This is a genomic window from Bifidobacterium anseris (assembly GCF_002860345.1).
In the GTDB taxonomy this organism is placed as follows: domain Bacteria; phylum Actinomycetota; class Actinomycetes; order Actinomycetales; family Bifidobacteriaceae; genus Bifidobacterium; species Bifidobacterium anseris.
This window is the reverse complement of sequence record NZ_NMYC01000005.1, coordinates 260,698-273,520: the sequence shown is the minus strand read 5'-3', so window position 1 is coordinate 273,520 and position 12,823 is coordinate 260,698. Positions and strand designations below refer to the sequence as shown.

Genomic DNA, 12,823 nt, shown 5'->3' with positions numbered 1-12,823 from the left:
ACTTACCATGTTAAAACTATTCCGATTCTTTTCAACCCGCGTTTTCTTGAAAAAACTAATCCTCGTCACGGCGACCGTTCTCCTGACGATCTTGGCAAGCTACATTCCTTTCATGTGTGTGCGCTCAGTCGTGTCTTTGGAGCAAGGTTTTCGAGAGTTCTCCAATTTCGACCGTGAGGGAACGTATGTGATGGATTTGCACGGCTCTTCCTTCGACACTTTCCGCCAGTACACGAATGAGTCAGCTCAACGTGTTTTCGACCGTCTGGACGAGCAATATGAATATGCTGTTTTCGTAGACGGATTCCTCGCCGATCTTCCGAATAGCAATAATAGCAACGTCACTGTGGCCTATATGAATAAGAACTGGGATGAGCTCAGCAGACTCCCGACCAGCGCTGGCGGCGATCTGAACTTTGACTACAAGCTCGCCGACGACACCACAATCCCCGTACTCGTCGGCAAAGGGCTTGCCGACGACTATCCGTTGGGCTCCACATTCGTCATGCGTGACCCCGCACTGGATCGGAACATGCACTACGAGGTCAAAGGCGTTCTCGCCAACAATGCGGCTCACTCCAACCTCAAGGCGCTTGATTCAAAGACCTACTATAATTTCTCAATCCTCGTGCCAGTGAATAGGGCATTCCTGAAAGCCGAGAATAGCGCATTGAGAATAGACCTGCTCTTTGATTTGGTCCTGCTCAACGCCCAACAATCCGACGTGACTCGACTGGAGGACTATGCAGGGCAGGTGGCTCCCGGACCTCTCAGATTCAGCAGCTATCAGGACCTGAAGGATGACCTGAATCAGTATTACATGCCATCAATGAGATCTTTGATTGCAACCTGCGCAGCATTCATCATCCTGCTGGTCATCGTGGCAGTCTGGAGCTCGTTGGCCGGCATTCGAATAATGATGCGGGAATACACGGTCAACATACTGGTCGGATTGAGCTACCGGAAACTACGAAACCTCCTCTTCGCGCATTATATGGTGCTGGGTCTCATCGCATGGGCCGTCGTAACCGCTCTGACGATAGCGATGAGACAGACCGCATGGACGATGAACGACCCACTCGCCATGACCCTTGGCTGGGCCGGCGGCTTGATTCCGATGGACTGGATCGGCCTGTACAGCTCATTCGTTGTCATGGTCGCCGTTGCGGCGTTGCTGGCGCAAATCGTCACCTGGCGGGTGAAACGAATCCCGATCTCCCTGGGAGTGCTTCAGTAATGGAACCAATAATCAAACTCAATATCAACAACAAGACCTACCAAAAAGGATGGGCATGTTTCAGGAAAACCACGCCTGTGCCAGCGCTGCAGGAGTTCTCCCTCACGGTGGAGCGTGGTGAAAGCGTCGCGATCGTTGGCGAATCCGGCATCGGCAAGAGCACGCTGCTCAACATCCTTGGCCTGATCGACAGGAAATATGATGGCGACTACTCAATCATGGGCAAGCGCGCGTCAGAACTGACCGACGCCCAACTTGCCCAATGGCGCAACGAGAAGATTGGCTTCGTGCTGCAGGAATCATCGCTCATCAATACGCTGAGAGTCGAGGAGAACATCAAACTGCCCTTCCTCTACGCCAATCCACGGCCGCAAAACCTCGAGACGCGGTTCGCGCAGGCTGTAGATCAGCTTGGCATTCGCGATCTGCTCAAGAAGAAACCGCTGGAATGCTCCGGCGGTCAAAAGTCAAGAATCGCCTTCGCACGCGCGATCATGATGGATCCGCCTATCATCCTCGCCGATGAACCGAGCTCCGCGTTGGATGACGAGAACAAGGAACGCATGCTCATGCTCCTGCGCAATCTCAATGAGAACCACAGCACCACGGTCATCACGGTCACCCACGATGCTTACGTTGCCAACCAACACGACCGAATCATCACGCTACACAAGGAGGCATAGCCATGGGATTCATCATCATGGTGTCCGCGGCAATCATCGGAATACTGCTGCTCGTGGCGGGAATCAAAAATGTCAAGGAAAACTGGCTTTGGTCGCTCTCCATCATCATCGGCATCACTTGCATCGGATTCGCCATCTTCCTTGGACTGCCCCACTAATGCCATCGGACGCCCAAGGGCGATTTCCCGTTAATCATCGCAGAACTTCGAGAGGGTTCGGAGGCGCGATGATCACCGGGACGCGCCCGACCGCATGTGCCGATAACATCGCCGACGGCCTCCCACTTCCGCACGACCTGCATCAACACAACGCGCAACAGGCACCCTGATTGCGATTGTTCGCGTGTTATGCTGCTTCCGATAGATGAGCAGTCCATGGGAGGCAGACGATGGGCATCCATCTTGTCCACAACGTTCATTTCCGCGAAAGATTACAACAGATTCGCCCCGATCAGTGGGTCACGGGTTGCCGAAAAACACTCTGGTGGCTGGGATGGTGCACCCAGATAGGATGCATCTATCTGGCATTGGTCTACGGAGACCGGCTTGGCCACGCAGGACAGGCATCGTGGACGGCATTCACTGCGGCGCTCATCGCAGGCATAGCGAGCTGGTGCCTGTGCCTCATTGTGCGCATAATCGGTCTATGGTTCCCGATCCCTGCCGATATCCGACGGAACAATCCTCCAGACAAGGCCAGTCAGATACTGGGCGCCATCGCCACCGTCATTACCTTACCTATATCCTGCCTGCTCCTGCTTATATCTTTCATCACCGTCTCGTAGGCTTCCTGGAGCGCCCCGGCAATACGCCATCGTTGCCGACCGCCGCACGTACACCAACAGCCGCACACTCACCAACCGGATATACTCGGACAGGAACCGATCAAGGTGCGCACCATAAACCACTTACTCCATTTATATCTACAAGTTATATTTCCAAGAATTACACACAAACCCCTCTGATTGGTCATATGTTATACTATTCTTGTTTGAAGAGCAGTCACCATGGGAGGTAGGTGATGAGTATTCGCTTCATCCATAATGTTCATTTCCGAGATAGGCTAAAGAGGATCCGCCCCGATCAATGGTTCACCGGCATCCGAAGGATACTGTGATGGAGCGGATTGCTCCTGCAAATCGGCTGCGTAATCGTCGCGTATTACAACGATGCCGCCTCGACGACACCAAGCACTACCCCGTGGCGGGCGATTGGCATCACGATACTCGTCGGTTGGGCATTATGGTTGCTCTGCCCAATTCTGCAGCTCATAGAAACGGCGGTCACACCGCCACCGCATACCGGATGACCGCGATCACGCCACCACCATCATCTGCGTCATCACAACCGTACTCATCGCACTTATAAGCTCATACCTGTTCTTCATAGCCACGATCACACCGCTGCCGGCGTGAAAACCACCTTCCAATTCCATGGATCGCCTATCCATTCTCTGGCTGTCTTATAATCGGTATTCCGCACTGGCTACGTTGCTTATGTTGCCCGGACACACCCCAATACCCCACCACTCGTATCCGGCTGATGTTGTTACAATGACTCCGAAAGTCGAAGAACCGAAAGCAAGCAGAGATGACGCAGTTACGAAAACACAGCAAACTCATCCTCTCGTGCATTCTGCTCTGCCTGCTCTACTTCGTCATGGAAGCATCCTATTTCCTGCCGCCTTCGATATCGGATACTAGATGGTACAGCACAGCTTGGTGGCTGGTTTGCTTTTCCCTAGGCATCCCCTCCTTATTCCTTGCTCCAGTCATCGCGTTTTTCCAAGGTGTCTGGAGCGCACGAAACACACACTTACGAACCGCATCTTTTCTTCTACGGTTACTCGCAATAGTAAGCGGATGCGCGCTCAATTTAGTATTGACCTCCATTCGCGGATGGTACGTCGATATATACGGATGGTTTTCCGACACCTATATCCTTGCCAGCCTTCCGCCCCTCTCTTTTCTCGTAGGTGGCATTTTGATTCGAGGAGGGAAAGCCCTACGCGCATGGATTAGAACACGAACTCGGCAATGGCCTTGCACGCCGAACGCACATACACCCCAGCGGCATCATCCGAGAGCATATCAAGGCATCGTTGATCCACTTTGCCGGCCAGACTTCCAACTGCATCACCGACGAGCGCATCATAAAATGCTTGTTCGGCTACCGTCTTGGCAGTTGCGCCCATGCTCCACGCCATCTGAGCACTGTATGCCTAACCTGACGCTGCCGTCGATCCCGATCACGAAACTCACATTGCCGGCACCTCAGCCGGTGATCTCGACGATGTTGCCTTCCGCGTCGAGGACACAACTTTCTGTAGTAGCCGTCTCCGGTGACGTGTGGTCCACTGAGCCTTTCATATCCATCCGCGACGAGCTGCGCCGTCAATTCGTCGACGCGCTCGCGCGAACCGACGTTGAACGCGACATGGGCGTAGCCACGCGCACTGCAGTCCACCGGACGGGCGACGGCATCGTTGTGCATGACCTCAAGGCGCGCGGCACCCGTTGAAGGTGATGAAAAACGACGAGAAACCTGCGTTCGGGTTCTCGTACCACTCGCCCCGCGCACGCCTTCGAAATACCGTTCGTAGAACCGTGCGCCGCGTTCCAGGTCCACCACATATACGGCCGCATGATCGATGAACATCAGCATTCCTTCGCTCGTCGTTCGTTGTCGACCATTGCAGAAAATGTGCCGGCGAGCTTCATCCCCACCTGCACCGTCACTGCATAACTCGATATTCGCGGCAACTGTCGGGTTATGCACCAACGTCCTTAGCCACACGCTCCCGCCATGTGCGATTGCGATCACCCGCGATTGATGATGTGCCGATTCCCAATCCCCCTGTGCGCTTTTGTGACATCTCCACCTCACGCCGCATCTCCCGGTCAGCGCGGCGCGCACATCACTCGACAATTCGCCCGAACAACCGAGTCATGCGCAGGGGCGACTAGTCGACGTCGTCACACCAACCATCCATATCGGCCGTTTATATCGATTCCGCGCGCAATGGGCATATACTGGACCCAACAATACAATCGCAACAATGGGGTACTGAGGGGGCATCATGACCGACGATTCTTCTGACCACCACAACGACCAACTCGACCAACCCGCCGATTTCTTCGGATCGGCGACCGAAACGGCTGCCGATCCATCGCCGCATCACCGCCGCAACATGATCCTCGCGCTTGTCACGGCAATCGTCGTCGGTGCCGGCGTGCTCGCGGCGATCATCATCCCGGTCATCGGCGCCTCCCACCGCCATCAGCAGCAGGCGCACGCGAGCGCGCTCGCCGACTGCGAGTCCGCACAACGCGCGTTCGCCACCCTCAACACCACCTACACGACGACGATCACATCCGCGGGCAGGCTCGCGCGCGGCGACGAGGCGAAGACGGTGAGCGAGGAGCACGCGATGGCGCTCACGAGCAAGATCGACCACATCGACGACACCCACACCGTCTCCACATTGGCCACGGCGAGCTGCGACGCAAGCGCCGACACCGCCGCGCTCACCGACCTCGCCGCCAGATTCACGATTGCGAACACGAGTATGGTCAACCGCATGCGCGACGTGCAGACTGACGCTGACACGTTAAAGCAGCTCGTCGAAGGCGCGCGCAACGCCGACCGTCGTGGTGAACTGCAGAAGGAGCTCACCTTCGCGAACACGGTCTATGCGCGCGCGCCCGCCAATCTGCGCGCGGGGCTGCAAGTGCGGATCGAGCAGGCGAAGGCAGTGCTCGAGCCGACCTCCACGGCAACGAACGCGCAAATCAACGATGCGCTTGCCGCACTGACGAAGGCAACTGACGACGTCGTCGAGGCAATGCCGCTTGACTGCGAGCTGACCGCATGCGTCGCGCTCACCTTCGACGACGGCCCGAACAAGCAGGTGACGCCGCGGCTGCTCGACGCGCTGCACACAGCGGATGCGCCGGCCACATTCTTCGTGCAGGGCCAGTTCGTTTCGGGCAGCAACAAGCAGTTGCTCGCGACGATGGCCGCGCAGGGCCACGAGATCGGTTCGATGAGCTGGAGACACAAACAGCTGCACACACTGTCCGCCAACGAGCTCAGCAGATGGTTCCACGACACCGATGAAGTCATCGAGGACGCCGGCGTGGCTAAGCCGACGTTGTTCCGGCCGCCGGACGGCGCATGGAGCGAGGACGTTGTCGAAACCGCCCGCGCTGATGGCCAATCAGTGATCTTGTGGAACGTCGACGCTCGCGACTGGGACGCGAAGACGAGCGCCGACGACATCGCGAACAATGTGCTCAACGGTGCGTCCGCCGGGGCGATCATCGCATTGCATGATGGCCACGAACGCACCGTCGAAGCGATTCCGCAGATCGTCAGCGGCCTGCGTGAGCGCGGCTTCCATCTGGTCACCGTCTCCCAGCTGCTCACCGATGAACTCGACCCCGGCACTGTGTTCTATGCGCGCGGCGACACGGCACAGGACAGTCTGCCGCCTAACGGCGGCGAGCCCACGCGCTGATGCGTGCGCACCTGCCTACTGCGCGAGTGAGAACTGCGCGTTGTAGATGTCCGCGTAGAAACCGCCGCGCGCGAGCAGCTCGTCGTGCGTGCCGCGTTCGACGATGTCGCCGTCCTTCATGACGAGGATCATGTCGGCGTCGCGAATCGTGGACAGGCGATGCGCGATGACGAACGAGGTGCGTCCTTCGGTGAGCTTGTCCATTGCTGTCTGGATGAGTTCCTCGGTGCGCGTATCGACCGAGCTCGTCGCTTCGTCGAGGATCAGGATCGGCGAATCCTGCACCATCGCGCGGGCGATCGTCAACAGCTGCTTCTGCCCTTGCGACAATGTCGCCGATTCGTCGAGCACCGTGTCGTAGCCGTCCGGCAGCGACATGATGTAGCGATGCAGGCCGACGGCCTTGCACGCGGCGACGACCTGCGCGTCGTCCACGTTCTCTTTCGCGTAGACGATGTTCTCGCGCACCGTGCCGCGGAACACCCACGTGTCCTGCAGCACCATCGAGAACTGGTCGTGCACGTTCCAGCGCGGCACGCCCTTCGTGTCGATGCCATCGATTGTGATGCGGCCGCCGTTGATCTCGTAGAAGCGCATCAGCAGGTTGACCATCGTCGTCTTACCGGCTCCGGTCGGCCCGACGATCGCCACCTTGTGTCCGGGTTCGACGTCCGCGGAGAAATCATGAATGATCAGTCGGTCGGGGTCGTAGCCGAACTTGACGTGTTCGAAACGCACGCGGCCTTCGACCGGCGTGATCTCGCCGTCGGAGGTCATGCCGAGCAGCGGCTGCTTGCCGCTTTCATCGGCGAGTTCGGGCTCATTGAGGAACGTGAACACGCGTTCGGCGCCGGCGGCGCAGCGCTGCAGGTTCTGGAAGGCCTGTGCGAACTGCGAAAGCGGCTGTGTGAAGAATCGGATGTACATCATGAAGGCGACGATGACGCCGAACTCGATGCGCCCGCTCATCGCGAGCCATGCGCCGACGACGCAGACGACGACGTAGCCGAGGTTGCCGACGAGGTTCATCATCGGCATCATCAAGCCGGACAGGAACTGGCTTTTCCAGCCGGATTCATACAGATCGTTGTTGTAGCGTTCGAAACGGCGGATTGCGTCGGCCTCGCCGCCGAAGGCCTTGACGACGACGTGTCCGCTGTACATCTCCTCAACATGACCGTTGACGTCGCCGAGCGCGACCTGCTGCTGCACGAAGTAATGCTGCGAGAACTTCATGACGACGAGCATGAGCGCCATGCCGACGATGCTCGCCGCGATCGCGCACAGCGCAAGCAGCCAGTTGTTCACGAACATCATGATGAGCGCGCCGAAGAACAATGTGACCGACGTGATCAGCGAGCCGAGCGACTGCCCGAGCGTCTGCCCGACGGCGTCGACGTCGTTCGTGATACGGCTCATCACATCGCCGTTGCTGTGCTCATCGAAATACTTGAGCGGCAGCTTGTTCATCTTGACGTCGATCGCCGTGCGCAGCCGCTGCGCCGTGCGCTGCGTGACCGTCGCCATCATCCAGCTCTGCACATACGAGCACAGCGCGTACGCGACGTACAGCGCGACGAGCGTCCACCCGATGCGCGTGACGGCGTGCATATCTATCGAGCCGAGCACTGGCTTGCCGTTGATGAGCGCCGGCAGTCCCTTCGTGATCTCGTCGGTCATGTCACCCAGACGATCCGGGCCGATGATCTGGCAGACGGTGCCACCGACGCCGAGCAGCAGCGCGACGATGATCGCCGGGATGTATCTGCGGCTGAAGCGCATCAGTTCCTTGAGTGCGCCGCCGAGATCATCTGCTTTCTCAGTGGGCGCACCCGGCCTTCCATGCCCCATTGGTCCTGGCATGATTGCTGTCCTTCCATTCAAACGACTGTTTCAGCGTTTCGCTGTTTCACATGAAACATGCAGTGTCGATTGCCGACCTGCGCGTATTCAGGCGCCGAGCTCCTCCTCGCTCAGCTGCGAGTGCGCGATCTGCTGGTAGACCTCGCAGCTCTCGAGCAGTTCGCGGTGCGTGCCCTTGCCGACGAGCTTGCCGTCATCGAGCACAAGGATGCAGTCGGCATCCATGATCGTGCCGACGCGCTGCGCGACGATGATCTTCGTCGCGTCCTTCGCATACGCCTTGAGCGCGTCGCGCACAACGCGATCGGTCTTGAAATCGAGCGCCGAGAACGAATCGTCGAAGATGAGGATCTCCGGATTGCGGTAGACGGCGCGCGCGATCGACAGACGCTGACGTTGACCGCCGGACACGTTCGTGCCGCCCTGCGCGATCGCCGCGTCGAAAGCGCCCTGCATCTTCTCGACGAATTCGGTCGCCTGCGCGACGTCGCACGCCTGCTCGACGCGGTTCTCCTCCTGCGCGCTGAGCGCACGCTCCTCGTCGGCCTTGAGCATCGCACGTTCCGCCTTGCGGCCGCTCGCGCGCGACGCGTCGAGCATCGGCACATCCTCGGATTCGCCGGGACGGTCGCCGTAGCTGACGTTCGACGCGACGGTGCCCTTGAACAGGAACGACTGCTGCGGCACATAGCCGATCTTGTCGCGCAACGTTCGCAGGTCGTAGTCGCGCACGTCGACGCCATCGACGAGCACTGCACCGTCGGTCGCATCGTAGAATCGCGGCACAAGATTGATCAACGACGATTTGCCGGAGCCGGTCGCACCGATGATCGCGATGGTGTCGCCCTGATTCGCCGTGAAACTGATGCCTTCGAGCATCGCCTCGCGCGAATCGGGATAGGCGAAGCTCACGTCGCGGAACTCGACCATGCCGGCGACCTCGAGGTCGTCGCGGTAGTCGGCGGCGTCGGAATCGTCGATGACGCCGACCTTCCTCGCCTCGGCCACGGTCAGGCCACGGTCGCGCGTGCCGGACGTGACGAGCGGCTCGGTGTCGATGACCTCCATGACGCGGTGCGCGGAGACATCGGCGCGCGGCCACAGCACGAAGACCATGCTCATCAGCAGGAAGCTCATGATGACCTGGATCGCGTAGCTCGAGAAGACGATCATGTTCGAGAACAGCGTGAGCTTCTCGGTGGCGCCGGCATCCTGGATCAGATAGGCGCCGATCCAGTAGATCGCGAGCGACAGGCCGTTCATGATCGTGCTCATCAGCGGCATCATGACGCTCATCGCACGGTTCGTGAACAGCTGCGTGTTCGTCAGCGCCGCGTTCGCATCCTCGAACTTCTCCTCCTGGTAATCCTCGGCGTTGTAGGCGCGCACGACGCGCATGCCGGTAAGGTTCTCGCGCGTGACGAGGTTGATGTCGTCGGTCAGCCGCTGCATCGCCTTGAACTTCGGCATCACGAGCGCCATGAGGACGCCGACGGCGACGATCAGCACGGCGACGGCGATGCCGGTCGCGAGCGTCCATTCGAAACCGTCGCCGGCGATCTTGCAGACGGCCCAGACGGCCATGATCGGCGCTTTGACGAGCATCTGCAGACCCATCGTGATGAACATCTGGATCTGCGTGACGTCGTTCGTCGAACGCGTGATGAGGCTCGCCGTCGAGAAACGGTGCATTTCGGAGGGGCCGAAGGACTCGACCTTGCGGAACTCGAGCGAGCGCAGCCGCTGGCCGAAGGACGCGGCGACGCGCGCGGCGAAGTAGCCGGTGATGACGGCGCAGACGAGCGAGCCGAACGAGACGAGCAGCATCTTACCGCCGGCGACCCAGATGTCGTGCATCTGGCTGCCCGGCGTTTCGACAAGCCGGGTGATCTGAGCCATGTAGCTCGGCAGCTCAAGGTCGAAGTACACCTGCCCGACGATTGTGACAAGCGACAGCAGCAGCTGGCCTATCTCCGTCTTGGAGAGGTATTTCATGATTCGCAGCATGGGGCTCCTTGTACGGGGGATTTGTGGTGGATGGATTGTGGGGTGGGTTGGGTTATGCGGTGGGTTGCACGGGTTCTGCGGGGTGCACGGGTTCCGTATCGGAACGGGGTTCGAATGAATCGTCCGGCGGTCGCAGGCAGATCGGGTCGCCATGTGCCATCGCGAGCATACGATCGTGCAGTCGTCGTCGGCGCGCGAAGGCTTCCTGCACCTGCTCGTCAGTCGGTACGGGACCATCCGGCGTACAGACGGACATGTAGGTCATGAACTCGGCGAGCAGGTCCACGAACGCTCGGGTGCGCGTCTCGCCCATGCGGGAGAACACCCAGGTCAGATCCCGGACGAGCATTTCACTGTGCCGACGCTCGGCCTGTCGGCCTTCCTGGGACAACGCGATGCGCACGCTGCGGCGGTCGAACGGATCTTCGGAGCGCACAATCCAGCCTTTTTTCGTCAGACTGGACAGGATCGAGGAAATACGGCCGGAAGTGGCGCCCATCGCCTCCGCAAGCTGCTTGGGCGTGCGCGGCCCTTGGAACGACAGCTCGCGCAGCACGAACATCTCGCCTTGGCCGCCGCGCTCGAAAGAGCGCATCGCGCGCGAGCGCGACGACCACATCGCGAACATCAGCTCATGCACCGCTTCCAACGTGTAATCCATCATCACTCGCAATCATCTTCATCCGGCACCAATTTGTCTTACACCGTAAACTACTTACACTGTAAGACATCTGCGGCGACGGCTGCATCCCGCCGATCGCACGTCCCAGCAACGGCAGTCCGTAGTTGACCTCAACCACAGACCGCCATTATCAACCCTTCAGATGGCAGTACGCGGTTGAGGTCAATCACAGACTGCCACCGCAACCGCCACAAACGGCAGTCGGTGGTTGAGATCAACCACCGACTGCCGTCTGAACATAGGTAAGCGAGATCAGTGCTTCAGGGCCGCACGTAGGCCGCGGCTGGAATAGCGGTCGTGCAGCAGACAGTAGCCGCCGAAAACGACGAGCCATACGAGGCCGGCGATCGCCGGCCCGCGCGTGTCCGCGCCGATGAACAGCGTCGCATAGATGAACACGAAGAAGACGATCGTCAGCGGGTTGAGTACGCGGTAGGCCGGCATCAGGAAACCGTCGGCCATGAATTGCGGCGAATTGCGGTAACGGTAGTGCGCGACCATCGTCAGGATGTAGATGAAGATGAACACGGCGGAGGCAGCCGACGAGAACAGCACGAAGGCACCGGACGCCCCCGGCAGCGCCGCGATCGCCGGCGACAGCACAATCAGCGCGCCGGAGACGACGATCGCACGTGCCGGCACCTTCGTCTTCGAAACGACGCCGAGCTTGCTCAACGTCGGCGATTTGGATTCCTCGCCGATCTGGAACAGGTGGCGTCCCGCCGAGTACAGCAGCGAGTTGAGCGACGACGCGGCGGCGGTCAGCACGACGAAGAACACGACTGCGGCGGCCCAGTGTAGGCCGGCGAATTCGAACACCATGATGAACGGGGATGAGAACTGGTTGCTGTTGTCGTTCGTCATGAAGTTACGCCACGGCACGATTGCCATGATCGCGAGCAGTGCGCCGACGTAGAAGACGAGCACGCGCAGGATGATGCCGTTGATTGCCTTCGGCAGCACTTTGCGCGGATTCTTCGTCTCGGACACGGTCACGCCGACGAATTCGATCATCGTGTAGGAGAAGAAGACCATCTGGAAGCTCATCAGCATCTGCGTCCACCCGTTCGGCGCAAGCGAGAAGCCGTCGGAGATGTTCGCGAGCGACGCCTGACCGGCCGGGTACGTCTGTCCGGATCCCGGCAGTTTCGTCGCGCCGTATCGGTAGCCGGCGACGACCATGATGATCGACGTGACGATGAGCGCGAGGATCAGGAAGATCTTGATCATCGAGAACCAGAACTCCGTTTCGCCGAACAGTTTGACGGCGATCAGGTTGACGCTCACGAGCGCGGCGAGGAACAGCAGTTCGATGAGCCACTGCCATGATTTGAGTTCGAAGCCGAGCGTATGGAAGAACGTCACGCAGTATTGGCCGACGGCCGAAAGTTCGGTCATGCCGGTCAGGATCAGCACGAGCCAATATGTCCACAACGCGAATTTGCCGGTGCCGTTGCCCAGATACATGCGGATGAAATTGATGAAGGTGTGCTGGCTCGGGTCACGGTACATCAGTTCGCCGATTGCGCGCATCATCAGGAACATGACGCCGCCGACGAGGATGTAGACGAGCACGATGCTCGGCCCGTCGAGCGCGATTGACTTGCCCGAGCCGAGGAACAGGCCAGTGCCGATCGCACCGCCGATCGCGATGAACTGCACATGGCGGTTCGTCAGCCCGCGTTCCATCTCGTTGTCTTCGTCGACCGTCTCGAGCGAGTTGTTCACGGCCTCCTGACGGCTACCGCCGGAGGGGCCCGCAGATTGTTGCATATTCGACATAATACGTTCGACTGTAGCCGCCATCTGTTGCGCGCCGTTCGCACTGCGCAT

General features: G+C 59.3%; 10 protein-coding genes. 4 read left to right on the top strand and 6 right to left on the bottom strand.

Annotation, left to right across the window (positions count from 1 at the left end; translation table 11 throughout):
- The first annotated feature begins 7 nt into the window (after positions 1 to 7).
- From CGZ88_RS06295 to CGZ88_RS08985, 3 genes are read left to right on the top strand one after another with little or no spacing between them, the layout of a single operon-like run.
- On the top strand, positions 8 to 1,237 hold the full coding sequence (locus CGZ88_RS06295; protein WP_101671394.1) for an ABC transporter permease family protein: 1,230 nt from the start codon (positions 8 to 10) through the stop codon (positions 1,235 to 1,237).
- Complete coding sequence (locus CGZ88_RS06290; protein WP_101671393.1) at positions 1,237 to 1,920, top strand: ABC transporter ATP-binding protein; 684 nt, start codon at positions 1,237 to 1,239, stop codon at positions 1,918 to 1,920. The genes CGZ88_RS06295 and CGZ88_RS06290 overlap by 1 nt, the downstream gene beginning before the upstream one ends.
- 2 nt (positions 1,921 to 1,922) lie before the next feature.
- A complete protein-coding gene (locus tag CGZ88_RS08985; RefSeq protein ID WP_165778725.1) occupies positions 1,923 to 2,078 on the top strand; it encodes a hypothetical protein in 156 nt (51 codons plus the stop codon).
- A gap of 1,858 nt (positions 2,079 to 3,936) precedes the next feature.
- Here CGZ88_RS08985 and CGZ88_RS06285 read toward each other — a convergent pair.
- Together CGZ88_RS06285 and CGZ88_RS06280 are read right to left on the bottom strand one after the other, a co-directional pair.
- Positions 3,937 to 4,125: a hypothetical protein gene (locus CGZ88_RS06285; RefSeq protein WP_101671392.1), complete on the bottom strand. Its 189-nt coding sequence runs from the start codon at positions 4,123 to 4,125 to the stop codon at positions 3,937 to 3,939.
- On the bottom strand, positions 4,089 to 4,577 hold the full coding sequence (locus tag CGZ88_RS06280) for a VOC family protein (protein ID WP_243390094.1): 489 nt from the start codon (positions 4,575 to 4,577) through the stop codon (positions 4,089 to 4,091). Before CGZ88_RS06280 ends, CGZ88_RS06285 begins: the two co-directional genes overlap by 37 nt.
- A 421-nt stretch (positions 4,578 to 4,998) precedes the next feature.
- On the opposite strand from CGZ88_RS06280, the gene CGZ88_RS06275 reads away from it, so the two are divergent.
- Positions 4,999 to 6,438 (top strand): polysaccharide deacetylase family protein, encoded by a 1,440-nt coding sequence (locus tag CGZ88_RS06275; protein WP_101671391.1) that lies wholly within the window; start codon positions 4,999 to 5,001, stop codon positions 6,436 to 6,438.
- 15 nt (positions 6,439 to 6,453) lie between these two features.
- Here the strand turns inward: CGZ88_RS06275 and CGZ88_RS06270 are convergent, their stop codons facing one another.
- The 4 genes from CGZ88_RS06270 to CGZ88_RS06255 all read right to left on the bottom strand — a co-directional run bounded on the left by CGZ88_RS06270 (position 6,454) and on the right by CGZ88_RS06255 (position 12,772).
- A complete protein-coding gene (locus CGZ88_RS06270; protein WP_026644797.1) occupies positions 6,454 to 8,289 on the bottom strand; it encodes an ABC transporter ATP-binding protein in 1,836 nt (611 codons plus the stop codon).
- A gap of 99 nt (positions 8,290 to 8,388) precedes the next feature.
- Positions 8,389 to 10,308: an ABC transporter ATP-binding protein gene (locus CGZ88_RS06265; protein ID WP_101671390.1), complete on the bottom strand. Its 1,920-nt coding sequence runs from the start codon at positions 10,306 to 10,308 to the stop codon at positions 8,389 to 8,391.
- A 52-nt stretch (positions 10,309 to 10,360) separates the two neighbouring features.
- Positions 10,361 to 10,969: a MarR family winged helix-turn-helix transcriptional regulator gene (locus tag CGZ88_RS06260; protein ID WP_081664026.1), complete on the bottom strand. Its 609-nt coding sequence runs from the start codon at positions 10,967 to 10,969 to the stop codon at positions 10,361 to 10,363.
- A gap of 273 nt (positions 10,970 to 11,242) precedes the next feature.
- Positions 11,243 to 12,772 (bottom strand): amino acid permease, encoded by a 1,530-nt coding sequence (locus tag CGZ88_RS06255; protein ID WP_101671389.1) that lies wholly within the window; start codon positions 12,770 to 12,772, stop codon positions 11,243 to 11,245.
- Positions 12,773 to 12,823: the final 51 nt, after the last annotated feature.

What these genes read in the sequence shown, in the direction of transcription:
- CGZ88_RS06295 (WP_101671394.1), top strand. Translation starts at nt 8, where the DNA reads ATGTTAAAACTATTCCGATTCTTTTCAACCCGCGTTTTCTTGAAAAAA.
- CGZ88_RS06290 (WP_101671393.1), top strand. Translation starts at nt 1,237, where the DNA reads ATGGAACCAATAATCAAACTCAATATCAACAACAAGACCTACCAAAAA.
- CGZ88_RS08985 (WP_165778725.1), top strand. Translation starts at nt 1,923, where the DNA reads ATGGGATTCATCATCATGGTGTCCGCGGCAATCATCGGAATACTGCTG.
- CGZ88_RS06285 (WP_101671392.1), bottom strand. Translation starts at nt 4,125, where the DNA reads ATGGCGTGGAGCATGGGCGCAACTGCCAAGACGGTAGCCGAACAAGCA.
- CGZ88_RS06280 (WP_243390094.1), bottom strand. Translation starts at nt 4,577, where the DNA reads ATGTTCATCGATCATGCGGCCGTATATGTGGTGGACCTGGAACGCGGC.
- CGZ88_RS06275 (WP_101671391.1), top strand. Translation starts at nt 4,999, where the DNA reads ATGACCGACGATTCTTCTGACCACCACAACGACCAACTCGACCAACCC.
- CGZ88_RS06270 (WP_026644797.1), bottom strand. Translation starts at nt 8,289, where the DNA reads ATGGGGCATGGAAGGCCGGGTGCGCCCACTGAGAAAGCAGATGATCTC.
- CGZ88_RS06265 (WP_101671390.1), bottom strand. Translation starts at nt 10,308, where the DNA reads ATGCTGCGAATCATGAAATACCTCTCCAAGACGGAGATAGGCCAGCTG.
- CGZ88_RS06260 (WP_081664026.1), bottom strand. Translation starts at nt 10,969, where the DNA reads ATGGATTACACGTTGGAAGCGGTGCATGAGCTGATGTTCGCGATGTGG.
- CGZ88_RS06255 (WP_101671389.1), bottom strand. Translation starts at nt 12,772, where the DNA reads ATGTCGAATATGCAACAATCTGCGGGCCCCTCCGGCGGTAGCCGTCAG.